The sequence below is a fragment of the Hylemonella sp. GW821-FHT10B10 genome, from assembly GCF_059415585.1.
Genome location: NZ_JBWKNN010000001.1, coordinates 1,907,461 through 1,929,492 on the forward strand (window position 1 = coordinate 1,907,461; position 22,032 = coordinate 1,929,492).

Annotated in this window: 19 protein-coding genes and 1 tRNA gene; 8 read left to right on the top strand and 12 right to left on the bottom strand. The window is 64.4% G+C overall.

The window, feature by feature from the left end; all coding sequences use genetic code 11:
- Positions 1-2: 2 nt before the first annotated feature.
- From AC07NT_RS09215 to AC07NT_RS09240, 6 genes are all read right to left on the bottom strand, one after another.
- Positions 3-1,529, bottom strand: a complete 1,527-nt coding sequence (locus tag AC07NT_RS09215; RefSeq protein WP_498596757.1) for a UxaA family hydrolase — start codon at positions 1,527-1,529, stop codon at positions 3-5.
- A gap of 1 nt (position 1,530) precedes the next feature.
- Positions 1,531-2,925, bottom strand: coding sequence for a TRAP transporter large permease (locus AC07NT_RS09220; protein WP_498596756.1), 1,395 nt, complete (start codon positions 2,923-2,925; stop codon positions 1,531-1,533).
- Between the two features lie 33 nt (positions 2,926-2,958).
- Positions 2,959-3,537 carry a TRAP transporter small permease gene (locus AC07NT_RS09225; RefSeq protein ID WP_498596755.1) on the bottom strand — a complete coding sequence of 193 codons (579 nt, stop codon included), beginning with the start codon at positions 3,535-3,537 and terminating at the stop codon, positions 2,959-2,961.
- 9 nt (positions 3,538-3,546) lie between these two features.
- Positions 3,547-4,548, bottom strand: coding sequence for a sialic acid TRAP transporter substrate-binding protein SiaP (locus AC07NT_RS09230; RefSeq protein WP_498596754.1), 1,002 nt, complete (start codon positions 4,546-4,548; stop codon positions 3,547-3,549).
- 83 nt (positions 4,549-4,631) lie between these two features.
- Positions 4,632-5,603 (bottom strand): tripartite tricarboxylate transporter substrate binding protein, encoded by a 972-nt coding sequence (locus tag AC07NT_RS09235; RefSeq protein WP_498596753.1) that lies wholly within the window; start codon positions 5,601-5,603, stop codon positions 4,632-4,634.
- A gap of 42 nt (positions 5,604-5,645) precedes the next feature.
- A complete protein-coding gene (locus AC07NT_RS09240) occupies positions 5,646-6,380 on the bottom strand; it encodes a FadR/GntR family transcriptional regulator (protein ID WP_498596752.1) in 735 nt (244 codons plus the stop codon).
- Between the two features lie 133 nt (positions 6,381-6,513).
- Between AC07NT_RS09240 and AC07NT_RS09245 the strand changes: the two genes are divergently transcribed.
- Positions 6,514-7,248 carry an SDR family oxidoreductase gene (locus AC07NT_RS09245; protein ID WP_498596751.1) on the top strand — a complete coding sequence of 245 codons (735 nt, stop codon included), beginning with the start codon at positions 6,514-6,516 and terminating at the stop codon, positions 7,246-7,248.
- Positions 7,249-7,269: 21 nt separating this feature from the next.
- Here AC07NT_RS09245 and AC07NT_RS09250 read toward each other — a convergent pair whose 3' ends face one another.
- From AC07NT_RS09250 to AC07NT_RS09270, 5 genes are all read right to left on the bottom strand, one after another.
- Positions 7,270-8,466 (bottom strand): mandelate racemase/muconate lactonizing enzyme family protein, encoded by a 1,197-nt coding sequence (locus AC07NT_RS09250; RefSeq protein WP_498596750.1) that lies wholly within the window; start codon positions 8,464-8,466, stop codon positions 7,270-7,272.
- Between the two features lie 104 nt (positions 8,467-8,570).
- The gene (locus AC07NT_RS09255) at positions 8,571-9,584 is read right to left on the bottom strand and encodes a TRAP transporter substrate-binding protein (protein ID WP_498596749.1); all 1,014 of its coding nucleotides are present in this window, start codon (positions 9,582-9,584) and stop codon (positions 8,571-8,573) included.
- 40 nt (positions 9,585-9,624) lie between these two features.
- Positions 9,625-10,923, bottom strand: coding sequence for a TRAP transporter large permease subunit (locus AC07NT_RS09260; protein WP_498596748.1), 1,299 nt, complete (start codon positions 10,921-10,923; stop codon positions 9,625-9,627).
- 5 nt (positions 10,924-10,928) lie between these two features.
- The gene (locus AC07NT_RS09265; protein ID WP_498596747.1) at positions 10,929-11,474 is read right to left on the bottom strand and encodes a TRAP transporter small permease; all 546 of its coding nucleotides are present in this window, start codon (positions 11,472-11,474) and stop codon (positions 10,929-10,931) included.
- Between the two features lie 32 nt (positions 11,475-11,506).
- Positions 11,507-12,250: a FadR/GntR family transcriptional regulator gene (locus tag AC07NT_RS09270; RefSeq protein WP_498596746.1), complete on the bottom strand. Its 744-nt coding sequence runs from the start codon at positions 12,248-12,250 to the stop codon at positions 11,507-11,509.
- 65 nt (positions 12,251-12,315) lie between these two features.
- Here AC07NT_RS09270 and AC07NT_RS09275 point away from each other — a divergent pair, with 65 nt between their 5' ends.
- The 6 genes from AC07NT_RS09275 (at position 12,316) to AC07NT_RS09300 (ending at position 19,950) form a co-directional block, all read left to right on the top strand.
- Positions 12,316-14,055 carry an IlvD/Edd family dehydratase gene (locus AC07NT_RS09275; RefSeq protein WP_498596745.1) on the top strand — a complete coding sequence of 580 codons (1,740 nt, stop codon included), beginning with the start codon at positions 12,316-12,318 and terminating at the stop codon, positions 14,053-14,055.
- A 148-nt stretch (positions 14,056-14,203) separates the two neighbouring features.
- On the top strand, positions 14,204-15,208 hold the full coding sequence (gene denD, locus AC07NT_RS09280) for a D-erythronate dehydrogenase (protein WP_498596744.1): 1,005 nt from the start codon (positions 14,204-14,206) through the stop codon (positions 15,206-15,208).
- A gap of 3 nt (positions 15,209-15,211) precedes the next feature.
- Positions 15,212-16,141: a sugar kinase gene (locus tag AC07NT_RS09285; RefSeq protein WP_498596743.1), complete on the top strand. Its 930-nt coding sequence runs from the start codon at positions 15,212-15,214 to the stop codon at positions 16,139-16,141.
- Entirely contained in the window at positions 16,138-16,785 is a 648-nt protein-coding gene (locus AC07NT_RS09290) for a 2-dehydro-3-deoxy-6-phosphogalactonate aldolase (RefSeq protein WP_498596742.1), read from the top strand. Before AC07NT_RS09285 ends, AC07NT_RS09290 begins: the two co-directional genes overlap by 4 nt.
- Before the next feature lie 150 nt (positions 16,786-16,935).
- Positions 16,936-18,420: an NAD-dependent succinate-semialdehyde dehydrogenase gene (locus AC07NT_RS09295; RefSeq protein WP_498596741.1), complete on the top strand. Its 1,485-nt coding sequence runs from the start codon at positions 16,936-16,938 to the stop codon at positions 18,418-18,420.
- A 210-nt stretch (positions 18,421-18,630) separates the two neighbouring features.
- On the top strand, positions 18,631-19,950 hold the full coding sequence (locus tag AC07NT_RS09300; RefSeq protein ID WP_498596740.1) for a GNAT family N-acetyltransferase: 1,320 nt from the start codon (positions 18,631-18,633) through the stop codon (positions 19,948-19,950).
- Positions 19,951-20,054: 104 nt separating this feature from the next.
- Here AC07NT_RS09300 and AC07NT_RS09305 read toward each other — a convergent pair whose 3' ends face one another.
- The gene (locus tag AC07NT_RS09305) at positions 20,055-21,548 is read right to left on the bottom strand and encodes a flavin-containing monooxygenase (protein ID WP_498596739.1); all 1,494 of its coding nucleotides are present in this window, start codon (positions 21,546-21,548) and stop codon (positions 20,055-20,057) included.
- A 410-nt stretch (positions 21,549-21,958) separates the two neighbouring features.
- Here AC07NT_RS09305 and AC07NT_RS09310 point away from each other — a divergent pair.
- Positions 21,959-22,032, top strand: a tRNA-Gly gene (locus AC07NT_RS09310).

Here is a 22,032-nt window from a genome sequence, read left to right on the forward strand (position 1 = left end):
CTTTACATCACCGCGCCGAGTTGCCAGGGCACGAATTCGTTCTGGCCGTAGCCGTGCAGTTCGCTCTTGCTGTGCTCGCCCGAGGCCACCGCCAGCACACGTTCGAAGATGCTCTGTCCCATCTGCGCGATCGTGGCCGTGCCATCAATGATCTGGCCGCAGTTGATGTCCATGTCCTCTTCCTGGCGCTGCCACAGCGCCGAATTGGTGGCCAGCTTGATCGAGGGCGCAGGCGCGCAGCCATAGGCCGAGCCGCGCCCCGTGGTGAAGCAGATCATGTTGGCGCCGCCGGCCACCTGGCCCGTGGCGCTGACCGGGTCGTAACCCGGCGTGTCCATGTAGACGAAGCCGTGCGCCTTGACGGTCTCGGCGTATTCGTAGACGGCCTGCAGGTTGGTGGTTCCGCCTTTGGCCACCGCGCCCAGCGACTTTTCCAGGATGGTGGTCAGGCCACCGGCCTTGTTGCCCGGCGAGGGGTTGTTGTTCATCTCGCCGTTGTTGATGCGGGTGTAGTCCTCCCACCACTTGATGCGCGCGATCAGCTTCTCGCCGATCTCGGGGCGCACCGCACGCCGCGTCAGCAGGTGCTCGGCGCCATAGATCTCGGGGGTTTCCGACAGGATGGCGGTGCCGCCGTGCGCTGCCAGCAGATCGACCGCCGCGCCCAAGGCCGGGTTGGCGCTGATGCCCGAATAGCCGTCGGAGCCGCCGCACTGCAGGCCGATGGTGATGTGCTCGGCGCTGCAGGGTTCGCGCCGGGCACGGTTGGCCGCCGGCAGCATCTGGCGGATCAGGGCGATGCCCTTCTCCACCGTCTTGCGGGTACCTCCCGCATCCTGGATGTTGAACACCTGCAGGGTCTCGCCTTCGCGCAGGCTGCTGTGCGCCAGCCAGGCGTTGATCTGGTTGGCCTCGCAGCCCAGGCCCACCACCAGGACGCCCGCGAAGTTGGCATGGGTGGCGTAGCCGGCCAGCGTGCGCTCCAGCACCCGCATGCCCAGGCCTTCGGTGTCCATGCCGCAGCCAGTGCCGTGCGTCAGCGCGACCACGCCATCGACATGGGGGAAGTCGGCCAGCGCAGCAGGGTTGGTCTGGCGCGAGAAATGGTCGGCGATCGCCCGCGCCGCCGTGGCCGAGCAATTGACGCTGGACAGGATGCCGATGTAGTTGCGGGTGGCGACCCGGCCGTCGGCCCGCTTGATGCCCATGAAGGTGGCTTCCCGTCGCGCCGGCTCGGGTTTGACATCGGCACCAAAGGCGTAGTCACGCGCAAACCCGCCCTTGTCCGGCCCCATGTCGAGGTTGTGCGTGTGCACGTGTTCACCCGGCGCGATCGGTCGCGACGCAAAGCCGATGATCTGGTTGTAGCGCCGTACCGGCGCGCCTTGCGCAATGGCGCGAGTGGCGATCTTGTGGCCGGGCGGGATCAAGCCCTTGACGGCGACATTCTCGACGGTGCTGCCGCCGAGGAGCTGGCTGCGTGCAATCAGTACGTCATCGGCGGGGTGCAGGCGGATGTAGGGATTCATGTCAGTAGAACTGTTTGGGCAACCACAGGACCAGCTGGGGGAAATAGGTGATGAGGACCAGGCTGCCCAGCAGGGGCAGCAACCAGGGCAGGATGGCCATCGTGGTGCGCTCGACCGAGAGCTTGGCCACACGCGCCAGCACGAACAGCACCATGCCCATGGGCGGATGCAGCAGGCCGATCATCAGGTTGAGCACCATCACCAGGCCGAAGTGGACCAGATCGATGCCCAGCGACTGGCAGATCGGCACCAGGAGGGGCACCAGGATGGTGATCGCGGCCGTGGGCTCCAGGAAGCAGCCGACGAACAGCATCAGCAGGTTGGCCAGCAGCAGGAACACCCAGGGTTCCTTGGTGAAGCCCAGCACCCACTGGCCGATGGCGGCGGTGATGCCGGTGGCCGTGAGCATCCAGCCGAAGATGCTGGCCGCTGCCACGATGAACAGCACGGTGGCCGTGGTTTCCACCGTGTCCAGGCTGACCTTGACAAACATCTTCCAGCTCAGCGTACGGTACCAGGCGAAGCCCAGCACCATGGCCCAGATGCAGGCGGCGATCGCGCCCTCGGTCGGCGTGAAGATGCCGGTGGTCATGCCGCCGATCAGCAGCACCGGCGTCATGATGGGCAGCACGGCCTGGAACTTGAAGATCTTGTCCGCGGCGAACAGGACCAGCAGCCCGCCGAACACCGTTGGCTGCGCCGGCATGCCGACGCTTTCGATCAGGAAGTACAAAGCCAGCGGCCAGCCCATGACAACGGCCAGTTCCAGCAGCGCCTTGAGCACACGCGGCCATTCGAACCTGATGTCGGCACCCCAGCCGTTCTTGTGCGCGAAGTACGCAACGGTCAGCATCATCAGGATGGCCATCAGCAGCCCCGGCAGGATGCCCGCCAGGAACAAGGCGCCCACGCTCACATTGGCCATCATGCCGTAGATCACGAAGGGCAGGCTGGGTGGAATGATGGGGCCCAGCGTGGCCGAGGCGGCCGTCACGCCGACGGCGAACTCGGTGTCGTAGCCATGGTCCTTCATGGCCTTGATCTCGATGGTGCCCAGCCCGGCAGCGTCGGCGATGGCCGTCCCGCTCATGCCGGCGAAGATCACCGAACCGACCACGTTCACATGCCCCAGCCCGCCCTTGAGCCAGCCCACCAGAGCCAGGGCGAAGTTGTAAATGCGGTTGGTGATGCCGGCGTTGTTCATCAGGTTGCCGGCGAAGATGAAAAAGGGCACAGCCAGCAGCGGAAAGCTGTCGATGCCGCTGATCATGCGGTGCACCACCACGAAGGCCGGCAGGTTGCCTGTCCACAGGATGTAGAGCAACACCGAACCCGCCATGGCCATGGCCACGGGCAGGCCTCCGCTCATGAGGAACAGGAAGATGACTTTAAGCATGAAGATCCCGGTTGTTCTGGTTCATGGGGGCGCTCAACGGTCGCTCATCGTGCTTTCAACCCGCTCGAGCACGCTGTAGCCGCGCTTGTGGTGGATCAGCGCCACCTGCACGCTGCGCCAGGCCATGAACGCGAAGCCCAGGGCGCACACGCCGTAGACCACGTTCATCGGCAGGTCGATCATCGACATGCGCGAGTTACTGCCCAGCCTGTTCATCATCATCAGCGTCAGCACCACGGCGGCGAAGCAGAAGGCGATGCGCAACAGATCGACCACGGTCGCCAGGATGCGGGCCAGCCTGGGGGGCATGAAGCGGTAGAAGAAATCGACCTGGATGTGATTGTTCTTGCCCACGCCGATCGCCGCGCCCATGAACACGATGCCGATCAGGAAGTAGCGCGCGATCTCTTCCGTCCACGAGGCGGAGTTGTTGAGCACGTAGCGGGTGAAGAACTGGTAGAACACGATGGCGCCCAGGGTCCAGAAGATGCCCACGGTGAGCCAGGCCTCGGTGGGTGTGCCCGAGAGGTCGACGGCCTCATCCTGTGCGTGGAACTCGCCGTCGTCGCCCATCACCTTGGGGAGCGCACCGATGTCTACCGGTTCTTTCATGACAGCCCCTTACTTGATGGCCTGCAGACGGTCGTAGGTGGCCTTGTCCCAGGTGGCGTCCGGTCCGAGGTGGAACTTCTGGAACGCGGCACCGAAGGCGGCACGGTCGGACTTGACCACGATCTTCTTGTACTTGTTGGTGAAGTCGTCCACCAGCTTGTTTTCCGCCGCGACGATGTCGGCCGTGGCCCTGGCACCGGCTTCCTTGAGCACGGTCTCAAAGGTCTTCTTGTCGGCATCCGACAGCTTGCCCCAGGTCGGACCGCCGACGATGGTCAGCAGCATTTCGGTGATGTGGCCGGTCAGGCTGATGTGCGACTGCACCTCATAGAACTTCTTGGCCTCGATCGTGGGCAGCGGGTTCTCCTGCCCGTCCACGGTCTTGTTCTGCAGCGCCAGGTAGACCTCGGCAAAAGCGATCGGCGTGGCATTGGCGCCCACCACCTTGGGGTACATGGTGTACAGCGGCGCCGGCGGCACGCGCAGCTTCATGCCCACCATGTCCTCGGGTTTGTTGATGGCCTTGTTGGCCGTGGTGTGGCGCACGCCGTAGTAGGTGACGGCCAGCGGGCGGTTGCCCGACTTCTTGAAGTAAGCGTCCTCCAGGTCCTGCAGCAGCGCGCTCTGCGAGAACTTCTGCCAGTGATCGAAGTCGCGGAACATGAAAGGCGCGCCGCCGATGGCGATCGGCGGGTACTCGCGCCCGGCAAAGGCCTGGCCGGTGTAGATGATGTCCACCGTGCCCAGGGTCAGGCCCTGGTTGATTTCGGTCTCCGAGCCCAGGCTGGAAGCCGGGAACACCTGCACCTCGTAGCGGCCGGCGGTGCGCTTCTTGATCTCGTCGGCGGCCCACAGCGCCTGCTTGTGGTAAGGCTCGGCGGTCTCATAGACGTGCGCCCATTTGAGCTTGGTCTGTGCGGCGCTCAGGCCGCTGAAGCCCACGGCGCCTGCCATCAGGGCACAGGCCGTGACGGCCTTGAGGGTGATGCGCTTCTTCTGGTTTGCATTCATGGTTTGTCTCCTTGGAGGGAAAAGTTGCTGGCAGGAAGCGGGAGCGATGCGCGCGCCAGTATGCGTACCGCCTGAGACCTAGGTCAGTTGGGCTTCAAACCCAGCTTGCTGACAAGCTGCATGAAGGACTCGTTGTCGCGCACCATCTGCGCCTTGAAGGTGGTGCCATCGGCGTAGGAGTAGCCCAGGTTCAGCTTGTCCATGACCTCGCGCATATTGGGTTCGTTGGCGGCCTTGGCCGTCATCGCTTCGATGGCCTTGACCACCTCGGGAGGGGTGCCTTTGGCCACACCCAGGCCGCGCCAGGTGCCGATGGACAGATCGATCTTGCGTTCCTTCAGCGTGGGCACGTTCTCGAAGCCCTTGGCACGCTGGTCGGCCATGACCGCCAGCATCTTCAACTTGCCCGCGGCCACGTGCGTGCTGACCTCGGCCGGGCTCACGGCAACGGCATCCACATGGCCGCCCAGGAGCGCCAGCACCGCCGGGCCCGCACCCTGGAAGGGAATGTGGTTGAACCTGGCACCGGTCTTGTCTTCGAGCGAGGCGGCAGCCAGATGCCAGATGGAGCCATTACCCGCATTGCCGACCTTGATGTCCTTGCCGGGCTGCTTTGCGGCGGCGAGGAACTCTTCAACCGTGGTGTAAGGCGAATCGGCGCGCACGGTGATGGCGGCCGGGTCGGCGTTCAATCGCGCAATGGGGATGAAGTCGTCTTGCGTGATCTTGGTGATACCCAGGTGCGGCAGGATGGTCACCTCCACGAACAGCATGGCGATCTTGTGACCGTCCGGCTTGGCATTGACCACATCGGCCAGGCCGATCGCGCCACTGGCCCCTGGCTTGTTATAGACCAGCACCGACTGTGTCGTGTACTTCTTGGCGGCCTCGGCATAGGCGCGGGCCAGCGAATCGGTGCCGCCGCCAGGCTGGAAAGCGACCATCACTTCGATGGGTTTGCTGGGATAGTCCTGCGCCTGCACGGGAGAACCCAGGGCTGCCAGGGCAAGCAGCGAACAGGCCAGCAGTTGCTGCTTGATGGTCAGGATGCTCATGCTCTGTCCTACGCTTTCTCAAGTTGATGAGGTTGATGAAACTCATGGTTTCGGGCTTTTCCCGCCCTTGGTGCGGCGCCAGCTCGCGGTGAAGCGTTCGTGCGCCCTGTCCATGTGCAGATGCATGGCGGCGCGCGCGGCTTCGGCATCGCGCGCGCGCACCGCGTCATAGATGTCTCCATGCTCTTCGATGGCCCTGCGCCAGGATTCCACGGTCTCGAAGTGGGCGCCCAGGCGCGTGTAGAGCGGGCTGAGGCGGGAGTCCCAGTAACGCTGCACCGTCTCGATCAGCACGGCATTGCCGCTGGATTCAACGATGGCTGCGTGGAACGCGCGATCGGCTTCCATGCCCACGACGCCATGGTCGGCCTCGGCCCGCATGTTGGAGATGGCCTTGTGCATCGCGTCGAGATGTTTGCGCTTGGCATGCATGGCGGCCAGGGCGGCGGTTTCACCTTCCACCAAGCGGCGCGCGCGGATCAGCTCCAGAGGCCCCCACTCGTTGGTGGCCACCTGATCCAGCGGAGCGGGCCTGCCGCCCGCGCTGCGGTCCAGCACATAGACACCCGATCCGGTGCGCACCTCGACCCAGCCCTCGACTTCGAGCGCGATCAGTGCCTCGCGCACCGAAGGGCGGCTCACCCCCAGTTGCCGTGCCAGATCACGCTCGGCCGGCAATCGTTCGCCCACGGCGAACTCCCCCGATCCGATCAGCGAGCGCAGTTGCTCGGCGATCTGTCGGTAAAGGCGCTGCGGCTCGACGGACTGCAATGGCATGGGGACTGGGCCAGGTTGGCGGCTTAAGGGTTAATCAGAATTGGCCAAGTGGTAAGGCCAATTTATGGTGCCATCAAGCCATCGAAACAACATCCGGCAAAACCCTGAGGGTGCGCCGAATTCAGGAGACAGCATGCGACTCAAAGGTAAAACCGCCCTGGTGACTGCGGCCGGCCAGGGCATCGGCCGCGCCAGTGCGTTGGCCCTGGCGGCCGAGGGCGCGCAGGTCTGGGCCACGGATGTGAACACCCGGCTACTGGAAAACTACGCCGGCGTGGCCGGCATCCGCGCACTACCCCTCGATGTTCTGGACAAGGCGGCCATCCATCGCATGGCGGCCGAACTCCCGCCGCTGGACATCCTGTTCAACTGCGCCGGCTTCGTGCACAACGGCGCCATCGGTCAGGCCACGGACGCAGAGTGGGACTTCGCCTTCAACCTGAATGTGCGCTCGCAGTTCTGGATGATCCAGGCGGTGCTGCCCGGCATGCTGGCGCAGGGCCGCGGGAGCATCATCAACATGGCCAGTGTCTGCAGCAGCATCAAGGGCCTGCCCAACCGTTTCATTTACGGCACCACCAAGGCCGCCGTCATCGGCTTGACCAAGAGTGTGGCCGTGGACCACGTGGCGCAGGGGATCCGCTGCAACGCCATCTGCCCGGGCACGGTGGACACGCCTTCGCTGCAGGATCGCATCAACGCCTTCGAAGACCCGGTTGCGGCTCGGCAAAACTTCATTGCCCGCCAGCCCATGGGCCGGCTTGCACAGGCTCATGAAATCGCCCCGCTGGTCGTGTTTCTGGCCAGCGACGAAGCTACGTTTGTGACCGGCCAGACGTATTCCATCGATGGTGGAATCACCATCTGAACTGCCCCACTGCGCGGCCGATCAGAGACGCGAAACGCGCACTGTCGCATCCGCTCGGCGGTGCAGATCGGGCAGCAGCTCCAGGCCCAGGCCGGGCTTGTCGTTCAGGCTGATCATGCCGCGCTCTACCTTGGGCAGCTCGGTCACCAGTTCCTTGTACCAGCCGGTATAGAAGGCACGCACGCTTTCCTGGATCAGGGCATTGGGCGCGTGCAGTGACAGATGGGTGGACGCGGCCCAGACCACCGGACCGGTGCAGTCGTGCGGTGCCACCGGCAGTTGCCAGGCATCGGCCATGGCCGCGATCTTGCGCGCCTCGGACAGGCCGCCGCACCAGCTCAGGTCCAGCATGGCCACGCCGGCCACGCCGGTCTGCAGGTAGTCCTTGAAGCCCCATTTGTAGCTCAGGGTCTCGCTGGCGCAGATCAACGCCTTGCAGTCCTCGGCATAGGCTTTCAGCAGGTCGAGGCTGTCCATGCGGATCGCGTCCTCGTGCCAGAAGGTGTTGAAAGGCTCCAGCGCCCGGGCAATCCGGCGCGCCATGGGCAGGCGCCACAGGCTGTGGAACTCCACCATGATGTCCATGCGATCGCCCACCGCCTTGCGGATCTTGCGAAAAGGCTCCAGCGCCGCGTCCAGGTCTTCAGGGCTGATGTACTGGCCATCGCTTTTCTCCGCGGCCATGTCGAAGGGCCATATCTTCATGGCCGTGACGCCCTCCCCCAACAGCGACTCGGCCAGTTCGTCGGCCCGGTGCAAGAAGCCCTCCAGGTCTTCATAGGGACCAGCCTTGTGTCCGAGCCCCCAGTTGGCGGTGTTCTGGTTGGCAGTGCTGCGCACGTACTGGTAGCCGGCGCAGGTGTTGTAGATGCGGATCGCATCGCGGCTCTTGCCACCCAGGGCCGTGTGCAGGGGCATGTTGGCGGCCTTGCCGAACAGGTCCCACAGCGCGATGTCCAGCGCCGAGTTGCCGCGTGTTTCCACACCCGAGCCGCGCCAGCCCAGGTAGCCGGTCAGCTCGCGGTTGCGCGCCTCGATGGCCAGCGGGTCCTTGCCCAGCAGCTTCTGTGCGGCCCATTCATGCACATAGGCCTCCACCGCCTGCGCGCCCATGAAGGTTTCGCCCAGGCCGACCAGGCCTTCATCGGTATGCAGCCGGACCCAGACGATGTTGGGAAATTCCCCCAGGCGCAAGGTTTCAACTTGGGTGATCTTCATGCAATGCCTCCATGGCAGCCCGCCGCGCCTGAGCATCTGGCGAGGATGCAAAGGCCCACAAAAAAGGCCGCAAGGGCAAGCCCTCGCGGCCGTTGGCGCACAACTTACTTGCCGCCGCGCACCTTCTTCAGTTCATCGAACACGACGTTGATGGCATCGCTGCCGATGGTGGCCGCGTGCTTGTCATACACGGGCTTGACCTTCTCGAACATGCGGCGCTGCTCGGCCGGCGTGATTTCGTTGACCTGCATGCCCTTGGTCTTGAGGTCCGCCAGCGCCTTGTCGCTCTGGGCGCGGATGGTGGCGCGCTGCGCCTTCTGGCCTTCCATGGCAGCCTCGCGCAGCACGGCCTGCTCCTGCGGGTTCAGCTGGTCCCACAGCTTCTTGCTGTACAGGATCAGGAAGGGCGTGTAGGCATGGCGTGTCACGCTCAGGTACTTCTGCACCTCGTAGAACTTGGATGTGTCGATGGTGACGAAAGGGTTCTCCTGGCCATCGATCGTGCGGGTCTCCAGCGCGGTGAACACCTCGCCGAAGGCCATGGGCACGGCATTCGTGCCCAGGGTCTTGAAGGTGTCGAGGAAGATGTTGTTCTGCATCACGCGCACCTTGACGCCGTCGAAGTCCTCCACCTTGGCTACCGGGCGCTTGCTGTTCGTCAGGTTGCGAAAGCCGTTTTCCCAGTAGGCCAGGTTGACCAGGCCGGCGGCTTCCAGCTTCTTGTTGAAGTACTGGCCGGCAGGTCCGTCGAGCACGGCATCAGCCTCCTTCTCGTTGGCGAAGAGGAAGGGCAGATCGAACACGCCCAGTTCCTTGACGATGCCCACCAGCGGCGAGCTGGAGGTGCAGACCATCTCCTGCGTGCCGGCACGCAGTGCCTGCGTTGCCGGAAGGTCACCGCCGGCCGAGCCGCCCCAGAAAGCGTTGATCTTGATCTTGCCGCCGGTCTTGGCGTCGAGGACTTCCTGCATACGCTTGACACCCGCGCCCACCGGGTGGTCTGCGTTCACGCCGTTGGTGAACTTGATGGTGCGCTCGGCGAACTGGGCTTGTGCCATGCCGGTGACGGCAAGGGCGGCGATGGCAATGGCCGAGGCAAGGGTTCTACGCATGATCATGATGGTCTCCTTGGTTGATTGCAGCGGGTTGGAAAAGCACTCATCGCATCCACCACTTCAGTGGCACGAGCACGATGTCGGGGAAAAGCACAAGCAGGAACAGCACGGCCAGTTCGGCCAGCAGAAAGGGAAGCACACCCTTGAAAGCCTCGTCCATATTGATCCGGGCCACGCCACAGACGACGTTGAGGACGGTACCCACCGGCGGCGTGATCAGGCCGATGGCGTTGTTCATGATGAAGAGCACGCCAAAATACACCGGGTCGATGCCGGCCTGCAACACGACCGGCATCAGCACGGGCGTGAGTATCAGCACCGTAGGCGTGAAATCCAGCGCGGTGCCCACCACGACGATCAGCACCATGATGACGAACATCAGCAGCATCTTGTTGCCCATAAAGGGCTCGAGCATGCGCGCGACTTCGGCCGGAATATTGGCCACGGTGATCAGCCAGGCACTGACCATGGCCGCGGCCACCAGGAACATCACCACCGCCGTGGTCTTGCCGGCCGCCAGGATCAGGCCGTACAGCTCCTGGACCTTGAGCTCCCGGTAGATGAACATGCCCACAACAAAGCTGTAGACGGCGGCCACCACGGCGGCTTCGGTGGGCGTAAATACACCCATCTTCATGCCGCCGATGATCACGACAGGCAAGGCCAGCGCCCACCCACCACGGGCCGTTTCCCTGAGACGTTCGGGCAGGGGCATGCGCGGTGCGGATTGCACCTGCTCCTTCTTGGCCACCCACCACCAGGCCGCGCCTATGGCCACGCCCATCAATACGCCCGGCACGATGCCGGCCAGGAAGAGCTTGGTGATCGACACATTGCCGGCCACACCGAAGATGATGAAACCGATGGACGGTGGAATGACGGGCGCGATGATGCCGCCGGCCGAGATCAGTCCGGCCGAGCGGCTGACGTTGTAACCTGCCGCCTTCATCATCGGCAGGAGCAGCGCGGCGAGTGCGGCCGTATCGGCCACGGCTGAACCAGACAGCGAGGCCATGATGATGGCGGCAATGACCGCCACATAACCCAGACCACCGCGGTAGTGCCCTACCCAGGCCATGGCCAGGTTGACGATGCGCCGGCTCAAGCCACCGGCGTTCATGAATTCGCCGGCAAGCAGGAAGAAGGGAACGGCCAGCAGCGGGAAGTTGTCGGCCCCCTCCACGAAGCGCTGCGCCAGGATCTGGCTGTCGAAAGTGACCAGAGTCGTGGTGGTGGCCAGGAAACCCATCAGGCTGACGCCGCAAACCAGCAAGGCATAGGCAATCGGCATGCCGATGGCCATGGCAGCCAGCAGACTCAGTATGAAGACAGCAACCGTCATGATGATTAGACTTTCACTTCCTTGAGTTGTTCTTCTACGTCGGCCAGGCCTTCAGCCTCCTGCACCTGCACGAGTTCGTCCTCGCTCAGCTGCCCGCTCAACAGGCGGTACAGAACGTGCAGGTTGAGCAGCCCCATGACCACGCTGACCACGTAGCCGATGCCGAACACCCAGATCATCGAGATGCCGAGCACGGGTGAGGTGTTGGTGACTTGCAGCTCGTGCATCTTCCAGGTCCCCAGCAGGAACAGGCCGTTGCAGAACAGCATGAGGCTTTCGCTCAGGAACAGGCACAACTTCTTGCCCAGCAAGGGCAGATGCTTGATCAGTGTGTCCACGCCCAGATGCCCTTTTTCGCGCATGGCGATCATGGCGCCGAGGTAGGTCAGCCAGATAAAGCAGTAGCGCGACAGCTCGTCAGACACGTCGATGCCTGAGTTGAAGCCATAGCGCAGCACCACATTGCCAAAGACCATGACCACCATGGCGACCATGCAGACCACCACCAGAAATCCCAGCAAACGGTAGAAGAGGTCTATGGTTTTGTTCATGGGATGGTGTGCAGGGTCTGGGTAAAGAGTGCTCAGGCCACCCTGAGCTGCGAAGCCTGGATCGCCAGGCGCGGCAAGCGTCTGCGAGAGGCAAGGATGTCCTCGATGTCCTGGTGCGCGCCGTCGATCAGCACCAGGATGGCGCGTTCCGCACGGGCCGGCTTGCGGGCAATGACGGCGTCGAGCACGGCGCGGTGCAGTGGCAGGGAGTCCCGGGGACCGTTCTTCTTGACGGTTGCCAATTCGAAGCTGGTGCGCAGCAGCGCACCGAAGGCGCGACTCATCTGGATCAGCATGCGGTTGCGGCAGGAGCGCAGCAAACCGAGGTGAAAACGCACGTCATGGGTCACATAGTCACCCCCTTCGGCGACGGCGCGGGCCATGCCCGCATAGGCGGCCTCCACGAAGGTGATGTCCTCCGCCGTGGCGCGCTGCGCGGCCAGCCGCATGGCAGCGGGCTCCACCACCCGTCGCAGGTCCATCAGGTCGCGCAGGAAATCGGGTGTCAGGCCGGCCTGGGCCTGCCAGGCGATCACATCCGGGTCGAACCAGTTCCACTGCTCGTCGGACAGCACACGCGTGCCGACCTTGGGCCCCGTGCTCAGGAGGCCCTTGGCTATCAGCGACTTCACGGATTCGCGCACCACCGTGCGGCTGACGCCAAGCTCCGCGCACAGGATAGGCTCGGGCGGAATGGTGTCGCCAACAGGGTAGCGCCCGGCCACAATGGCTGCGCCCAGGTGATCCACCGTGTTGCCGTGGACGTTCTTCATCATGGTTTTTACTGAGGTAAGCGCCAATCGTATGACCATAATACGAATGCAAATTCAGGACTTACCCTATGACCCAAACACCACCGCGCAAGAAGCCCGAACAACTCCGCAGCCAGCAATGGTTCGGCCGCCAGGACCGTGACGGCTTTGCCTACCGCAGCTGGGTCAAGGGCAAAGGCGTGCCGCACGACCAGTTCGACGGCCGCCCCGTCATCGGCATCTGCAACACCTTCAGCGAACTCACTCCCTGCAACTCGCACTTCCGCACCCTGGCCGAGCAGGTCAAGATCGGCGTCTACGAGGCGGGTGGTTTCCCGCTCGAATTTCCCGTGATGTCGCTGGGCGAGACCCTGTTGCGCCCCACGGCCATGCTGTACCGCAACCTGGCCAGCATGGACGTCGAGGAAAGCATCCGGGGCAACCCGATCGACGGCGTGGTGTTGTTGATGGGCTGCGACAAGACCACGCCCTCCTTGCTGATGGGCGCCTCCAGCGTGAACCTGCCCACCATCGGTGTCTCCGGCGGCCCCATGCTCAATGGCAAGTGGCGCGGCCAGGAACTGGGCTCGGGCACCGGCGTGTGGAGCATGAGCGAGCAGGTGCGCGCCGGCACCCTCAAGCTGGCGGATTTCTTCGAGGCCGAGAGTTGCATGCACCGCAGCCACGGTCATTGCATGACCATGGGCACGGCCTCCACCATGGCCAGCATGGTCGAAGCCCTGGGCATCGGCCTGCCGGGCAACGCCGCCTACCCCGCCGTGGATGGCCGGCGCAATGTGCTTGCGCGCAGCGCGGGCCGGCGCATCGTCGAGATGGTGCACACGGACCAGACCATCGGCAAGGTGCTCACGCGCGAGGCCTTCGAGAATGCCATCCGCACCCTGGCTGCCATCGGAGGCTCCACCAATGCGGTCATCCACCTGATCGCCATTGCCGGACGCCTGGGGCTCAAGCTCACGGTGGACGATTTCGACCGCCTGGCCAGTGACCTGCCCTGCCTGGTGAACCTGCAGCCCTCGGGCCAGCACCTGATGGAGGACTTCTGTTACGCCGGCGGCCTGCCCGTGGTGATGAAGGAAATCCTGCACCTGCTGCACAAGGACATCGTCACGGCGAACGGCAAGACCGTTGCCGAGAACGTGGGCGAGGCGCAGAACTTCGACCCGCGTGTCATCAAGACCTTCAAGGAACCCTTCAAGGACAAGGCCGGCATCGCCGTGCTGCGCGGCAACCTGGCGCCGCGCGGCGCCGTCATCAAGCCCAGCGCCGCCACGCCCGCGCTGATGGTGCACAAGGGCCGTGCCGTGGTCTTCGAGAACAGCGACGACTTTCACAAGCGCATCGACGACGAGAACCTGGACGTGGACGAGAACTGCATCCTGGTGCTCAAGAATTGCGGCCCCAAAGGCTACCCCGGCATGGCCGAGGTGGGCAATATGCCGCTGCCGCCCAAGGTGTTGAGGAAAGGCATCACCGACATGGTCCGCATCAGCGACGCGCGCATGAGCGGCACGGCCTACGGCACGGTCGTGCTGCACACCGCCCCCGAGGCGGCCGCCGGCGGACCGCTCGCGGTGGTCCAGAACGGCGACATGATCGAACTCAATGTGCCCGAACGCCGCCTGCAGTTGCTGATCAGTGACGACGAGCTGAAGGCGCGCCTGGCCAAGTGGAAGGCGCCCGAGCCGCCGCTGAAATCCGGGTACTGGAAGCTCTATGTGGACCACGTGCTGCAGGCCGACGAGGGTGCCGACCTGGATTTCCTGGTCGGCCAGCGCGGGGCCTTCGTGCCCAAGGACAACCATTGAAACGCTATGCGTTTCAATGGTTTCGGCGCATCCAAGTTGAGGCGCGCAGCGTCGGCCACAGCCACAACCACCCGGTTGCGGCTAAGACTCATATCGCGCGGCGATGTGATGTCGTAGCCACAATCACGGCGTCTGAAATGGATCTCCCATGAAAGTCCTCATCACCGGTGGTGGCGGTTTCGTCGGCGCGCGCCTGGCGCGCGAGTTGCTCGGTCGCGGCCGGCTCCAGGGGCGCAGCATCAGCGAGTTGGCGATAGCCGACCAGGTAGCCCCGCCGGGGGACCTGCTTGCCGACGCCCGCGTGCGCGCGCACACAGGCCCCCTGCTGGAACAGGGTCCCTTGTTTGCCAGCGGCTTTGACAGCGTGTTCCACCTCGCCTCGGCCGTGTCGGGCGAGTGCGAAATCGATTTCGAGCTGGGTTTGCGCTCCAACCTGAAAAGCACCCGCCTGCTGCTCGAAGGGCTGCGCCGCGCCGGCAATGCGCCGCGCCTGGTGTTCTCCAGCTCGGTGGCGGTGTTCGGCCCGGATCCATCCAACCCCCTGCCCGATCGGGTCACGGACAAGACCCTGCCCTCACCGCAGACCTCCTACGGCACGCACAAGCTGATGTGCGAGTACCTGATCGCGGACTACACCCGCAAGGGCTACATCGACGGACGCTCTGCGCGGCTGATGACGGTGTGCGTGCGCCCGGGGCGGCCCAACGGCGCGGCTTCGTCCTTCTTCAGCGGCATCATTCGCGAGCCGTTGGCCGGCGTGGAGACCACCTGCCCGGTCGACCCGGACGTCACGCACCCGGTCTCCTCGCCAGCAAACACCGTGCGCGGTCTCATCGCGGTCCATGAGGCGAGCCAGGCCGAGCTGGGTGGGCGCCTGGCATTGAATCTGCCGGCGCTGAACGTGCGTGTCGGCGACATGTTGCAGGCCCTGGAAGATGTGGCCGGGCCGCATGTACGGCAGCGCGTGCGCTTCGAGCGCGACGAGCGCATCGCTGGCATCGTGGCCGGCTGGGCCCGCGGCGCCACGGGCGAGCGCGCACAGGCCCTGGGCCTGCAGGCGGACACCTCGTTCAAGGCCATCATCGAGCAATACATCGCTGACTGCCGGCAACAGCCTGGTTATCCGGCCGACGCCTTGCACGGCCTGGCGTGAACGATGGACAAGACACTCGACGTGGTCGCCCTGGGTGAGGCCATGCTGGAATTCAACCAGACCCGCCCTGGCGATCCAAACTACCTGCAGGGTTTTGGCGGCGACACCAGCAATGCGGTGATCGCCGCCGCGCGCGCCGGCGCCCGGACGGCCTACGTCAGCCGCGTCGGCGCGGACACCTTCGGCGAACGCTTGCTGGAACTCTGGGCCGGCGAAGGCGTGGACACCCGGGCGGTGGAGCGTGACACCTCGGCGCCCACCGGCATCTATTTCGTCAGCCACGGCGCGCACGGCCACGAATTCAGCTACCTGCGCGCGGGTTCGGCCGCCAGCCGCATGACGCCGCAATGGCTGCGCGATGGGCCGGCAGCCGCTGTCATCACCTCGGCCCGCTATCTGCATGTCTCCGGTATCTCGCAGGCCATCTCCGTCAGCGCCTGCGACACCGTCTTCGCCGCCATGCGTCTGGCTCGCGAGTCCGGTACCCGGGTGAGCTTCGACTCCAATCTGCGCCTCAAGCTCTGGCCGCTGGACCGCGCGCGCGATTGCATCCAGCAGGCTGTGGCACTCAGTGATGTCTTCCTGCCCAGCCTGGAAGACATCACGGCGCTAACCGGCCTGCAGGATCCGGACGCCATCGCCGATTGGGGACACGCGCTGGGCGCCAAGCAGATCGTGCTCAAGCTCGGCGCGCAAGGTGTCCTGGTCAGCACCGGCACGCAACGTCAGCGCCTGCCCGCCCATGGTGTCCCCCTGGTCGACGCCACCGGCGCAGGCGACTGCTTCTGCGGCAACCTGCTGGCGCAACTGGCGTTCGGCGCCTCGCTGTCCGATGCGGCCCGCTATGCCAACGCTGCTGCCGCATTGGCCGTGCAGGGTTATGGCGCAGTTGCACCGCTGCCGCGCCCGCAACAGGTGAGAGCCCTGCTGTGAGACCCCTGCTCGCGGTGGACTGGGGCACCAGCACCCTGCACCAACACCTGGCCCGCCTGCCCCTGCTGGCCATCCTGCGCGGGCTGCCACCGGCGGACGCACGGGCCATCGGCCAGGCCCTGCATGACGCCGGCTGGTCCCTGGTCGAAGTCCCGCTGAACTCACCCGACCCGCTGAGCAGTATCGCCACGCTGGCGCAGTCCTTCCCCGACATGCTGGTCGGTGCAGGTACCGTGCTGAATGCCACGCAGGTCCGCGAGGTGCACCAGGCCGGCGCGCGGCTGGTCGTATCACCCAACTTCGACCCGCGGGTGCTGGAGGCGGCGCTGGCGCTGGGCATGGTCTGCCTGCCCGGCGTTTTCACCGCCACCGAGATGTTCGCCGCACTGGAAGCTGGCGCACACGGACTCAAGCTGTTCCCTGCCGAGCTGGCCGGGCCTGCGGGCGTCAAGGCCATGCGCGCCGTGCTGCCGTCCTCCACGCTGCTGCTGCCCGTGGGGGGCGTCACCCCGGACAACGTGGGTGTCTACCGCGCTGCCGGCGCCAGCGGCCTGGGCCTGGGCTCGGCGCTGTACCAGCCTGGCATGCCAGCTGCGGCCTTGCAAGCACGCGCGCTGGCCTTCAACGCGGCGCTGCGATCATGAACCTTTCCTTCATCGCGGCGAGCGGCTACGCCCGGTGCGTCCCGAACACGGCCGGCGTACAAGCCCGCCTCGAAAAGGCACTTGTCATCCTTGAGACTGCGCTGACGGCTGCTTGAGGCAGAATCCCGCCTCTACCCAGGAGATTTCGCCATGGACATGAAAACCGCCCCGCTTTCCCTGCTGAAAGACCCCTCCCTGCTCAAGACCGACGCGCTGATCAACGGCCAGTGGGTCAAGGGTGCGGGCGCCAAGCGCTTCGACGTGCTGGACCCTTCCAACGGCAGCAAACTGGCCGACGTGGCCAATCTGGGCCCGGCCGACGCCGAAGCCGCCATCAAGGCCGCCAATGCCGCCTGGCCGGCCTGGCGCGCCCAGACCGGGCGCGAGCGCAGCGCCATCCTGCGCAAATGGTTCGACCTGCTCATGGCCAACCGCGAGGACCTGGCCCGCATCATGACCGCGGAACAAGGCAAGCCCTTCCCCGAAGCCAAGGGCGAGGTCAGCTACGGCGCCAGCTTCGTCGAGTGGTTCGCCGAGGAAGCCAAACGCGTCAACGGCGAGACCCTGCCCTCCTGGGACAACAACCGCCGCCTCATGGTCATCAAGCAGCCCATCGGCGTCTGCGCTGCCATCACGCCCTGGAACTTCCCCCTGGCCATGATCACGCGCAAGGTGGCCCCGGCCCTGGCCGCGGGTTGCCCCGTCATCATCAAGCCGGCCGAACTCACCCCGCTGACGGCCCTGGCCGCGGCCGAGCTGGCCGTGCGCGCCGGCATCCCGGCCGGCGTGATCAACATCATCACCGCCGACGCCGACAACTCCATTGCCGTGGGCAAGGTCTTCTGCGCCAGCGAGGTGGTGCGCCACATCAGCTTCACGGGCTCCACGGAAGTGGGCCGCATCCTGATGGCGCAGAGCGCGCCTACCGTCAAGAAGCTCAGCCTCGAACTCGGCGGCAACGCCCCCTTCATCGTGTTTGACGACGCCGACATCGACTCCGCCGTCGAGGGCGCCATGGCCAGCAAGTACCGCAACGCCGGCCAGACCTGCGTCTGCGCCAACCGCATCTATGTGCAGGACGGCGTGTACGATGAGTTCGTCAAGAAGTTCGCCGAGAAGGTCAAAGGCGTCAAGGTCGGGAACGGCTTCGAGGAAGGTGTGTCGCAGGGCCCGCTGATCGAAGACGCCGCCGTGGAAAAGGTGCAGCGCCATGTGGCCGACGCCGTGGCCAAGGGTGGCAAGGTCGTGGTGGGCGGCAAGAAGCTGCAAGGGCAGTTTTTCGAACCCACCGTGGTCTCCGAAGCCAAGGCCAATATGCTGTGCGCTACCGAAGAGACCTTCGGTCCTTTCGCCCCGGTGTTCCGCTTCAAGACCGAGCAGGAAGTGGTGGAAGCCGCCAACAACACCATCTTCGGCCTGGCCACCTATTTCTACACCCGTGACGTGGGCCGCATCTTCCGCGTCAGCGAGGCGCTGGAGTACGGCATGGTGGGCATCAACGTCGGCGTACTGGCCACCGAACACGTGCCCTTTGGCGGCGTCAAGCAATCCGGCCTGGGCCGCGAGGGCTCGCACCACGGCATGGAAGACTACGTGGAACTGAAGTTCCTCTGTCTGGGCGACATCCTGAAATAAAGCCGCATCGCGCTTGGCGATACGGCTTTCAGGACGGGGCCTAGGGTTTGCCCCGTGCGATCTTGTCAATTTTTCCACACCAGCTTGCGGAAAGCAGCTCTGCACGGCCCATAGAATCCGGAAGGGAGTTCATTGCATCAGACCCTCTGAGTCCATAAAAATATGGAGGGTCGGTCTTATCTCATTCCATCAACGCCGCCTCGAAAATTTATGCAGACATCGCCGAGCGTTCGCTCGTTTGCCGGCCTCGCAGCTCTAGAAAAATTTGCCGGAGAGATTGATGCATTGAACCGGTCTTCAGCGCGCCCCAATCCTTACCTGTCCTCGGATCACCTGCGCTGTTTCGCCAAGTACAACGAATATTTCCCAGACACCGAAGGCATCCGGCTGTACACCGTCTGGGAACAGGATCAGTTGATCGGCTGCCTGCCGCTGCGTCGGGTTGATGATCGTTTCGGGCCCCTGCGTGCTTCCCGTATCTGTTTCCTGGCTCCCTTTGACATCGACCAACCCGGCCTTCTGTGCGCGCCAGAAAACGAGGAGCGTGCCGCGCGGGCCATCGTGCAATACATCATCGACCACGAGCAAGGCTTCGGCATGCTCGAACTGATGGGCCAGCGCCCCGGCAGCACCCTGTACAAGGCAATGCACGCGTCAAGCAACGGGCGCTTTCGGATACGGGACATCGACGTCGACCCCATCAATGAAATCCCCATCGTCTGGTCGAATGTAGGGGAATATTTCCGCTCGCTCTCCTCGTCCTGGCGCAGCAGCGTGGCCCGCTCCACGCGCAAGCTGTTGAATGCGGGGACGACTGAAGTCGTGTTTGCCGAAGGTGCACAGGCGACCAGCGCTTGGCTAGACGCCTACCTGGACCTGGAAAGCCGCAGCTGGAAACTCAACACCACTGCGGCCATTGTCCGGGACGCTCGCCGGGTCGAACTCCATCGGCAACTGCTCGCGGGCCGTGGTGGCTTCACCCCCTCTTTCGTCGGCATCCTGAGCGACGGCATCTTGATCGCCGGCAACCTGAACGGCTCCAGCATCGATGGGCCCGCCGAGACCCGCGGCATGTGGAATTTTGATCTGAGTTATGACGCCAGCTATGCCGACCTGAGCCCCGGCGTGCCGTTGCTCCTGCTGACCGTTTACCTCGCCATCCAGCGCGAGGAGAAGTTCGTCAACCTTCTGCACAGCTTCTCCCACTACAAGCATCACTGGAAGGCGGAGATGATCACCGTGAAGAACGTGCAATTGATCCGTCGCTGGAGCCTGCACAATCTGCGCGGGACCATCGGCGAGCTGATGCGCTCCCTGCGCCAGAGGATGGCCCCCAAAAAGGGGCCCGCACCAAGCTCTCAGGACAAGGGCGACCGCAACAGCGCTCGACAGACTCCCGCCCGCCCTGATCGCACCCAGGCCAAGGCCATAGCCGCACAAGCCTTAGCCTGCGGTAGGCCAGGCATTCTGCATCTGAACGACGCGCAAATCTGCGCACTCCTGCCTTTCGAGACCAAGACCACCAAGTAGGCCAAGACTCCCGATTTGGGGATGCAACCCTGTACGGGGCAAAAGACCCAGAACGAGATGCCGCCGCGTACACCGCCGTACGTGGCATGGCGCATGGGGCGAGCTCAGTGCAGAGCGTGCTGGGGAGTCTGGACCGTCGGGGTGTGCGCGGCGATACGCGCCGCCAACCAGGGAAGCAGGTGAGCGTAGTCAGCCGGGTTCAGCGGATGCGTCAGTTCGCGTATCCGCGTCGCAAGCGGCACCACGCCGCCAAAGTCCTCGATCATCATGTCCAGATCGAGGATAGAGGCATTCTGCGGAATCTGAGCGGCGCCGTTCTGCGCGGCCCGCTGGCGCGTGAGCCAGAACGTGAACACGTCTTTCGGCCGCCATGGCACAGCCGGGCGGGGCATCAACCCTGCGATCAGCGCCGCAATCCACATCGACTCCAACTCCGCGCCGATGGGGCTACGGAACGAGTGCATCCAACCAATGTAAGCGAGGCGGTCAACGCGCTCCGGCAGGATGGCGCGAAACAGTTTCAGCGCACCCGCGTCATCGACGACGCGCGCGCGCACCGCCGGGGAAAGCGGGCCGGTAGATTGGTCGTACCCGGTCGCGGAGACGATCACGTCGGCGCGCACCACGGAGCCGTCGGTCAGGCGGGCGGCTGGTGCGCCGTTGAGGACGAGCAGCTCCGCGATGCCAGTGTGACCGTGCACGACGATACGGCCGTCATCGACCGCCTCGAAAAAACCGTCCGTCACCAGACTGTCAACGTCCGTCGGGCCGGTGCGTGGCGCCAGACCGAGTCGCAGCAGCGGCACGTGTTTCTTCAGCTTGCGATGCAGGGAACGTACCGCCAACCAGCGGATGGGGCGTGTGCCGGCGCGTATCAAGCGACCAATACGGGACCGGTACGCGCCCCATAGCAGGTGTTCGCCGAGTCGGGTCATCAGGATGTGCCCGAAAGTGATGCGACCCATGCGACGCGGCAACTTCCAACGTATGGTGCGCGCAGCCACCGCTGTGGTCTTGGCGATGCGGGAGGCAGCTGTGGCAAGGTCGAGTGCCGACTTGCCCCAACCAACAACCAGCACGGCGCGGTCGCGCAGCTGCTCGCCGGCGCCGACGTCAGACGGCGCCATCACCCGCCCGCCCGCCGCCTCGAACTCGGATCTACCCTTCCAATCGGGCAGATGAGGCTCTGAAAAGATACCGACCGCGATGATCAACCAGTCGACTTGCTCCGTCGCCATGCCACCAGGGCCGTCGATCGCGACTGTCCAGATGCCGTTTGCGTCCTGGTCCGCCTCCACGACCCGCGTGGACAGTCGAACCCGGGACCGAATGTCGTACTTCTCGGCGTAGGCCTCGAGCCAGCGACGTGTAGTCTCACCGTCCGGGTACTCGGGCGCGTCGGCCGGCATCGGAAAGTCTGAGTAGCCATACGTGGTCTTATCGTTCTGCAGGCCGATGCCAGGATAGCGCCGAGACGCGCTCCAGACGCCGCCGAGATCGCTCACCGCATCCCAAACAACGACACTATGGCCACACGCAAGCAACACCCGGGCAGCGGCGAGCCCGCTCACACCCGCACCGACGATCCCTATACGCACAATCGTTCATCCTGATCAAGGTCGAAAATCGACGCAGGGCCACAGGCTACCCGCGCACGAGTATCCGCCATGTCTTCAGAGGTGATGCGCATGGCGGGACTATTCCATCCAGTATTCGAGTCCGCCGCGGACACGAGACTCGTTGCAGATTCATCCCTGCCGGCGACTTCGATTGAAGTCAGACGCGGGTTTCGTCCGAAATCATCCTGCAAATTTTCCCACAAGCCTCTGGCGCAGTTCACTTTGCACATCAAAGAAAGCGGACTCATGTGAAAATCTGCGCACTCCTGCCTTTTGGCACGCCATCCGCCAGATGATGGATGCTTGCCCACATCAGCGCCTGATGGCCGGCCTACCCTGAGCCCACAGGCCACGGTCTCTAGTAAACTACGCACTGCAGCAACAGATCTGCGGGTGTCGTTCAATGGTAGGACTCTTGCTTCCCAAGCAAATAACGTGGGTTCGATTCCCATCACCCGCTCCA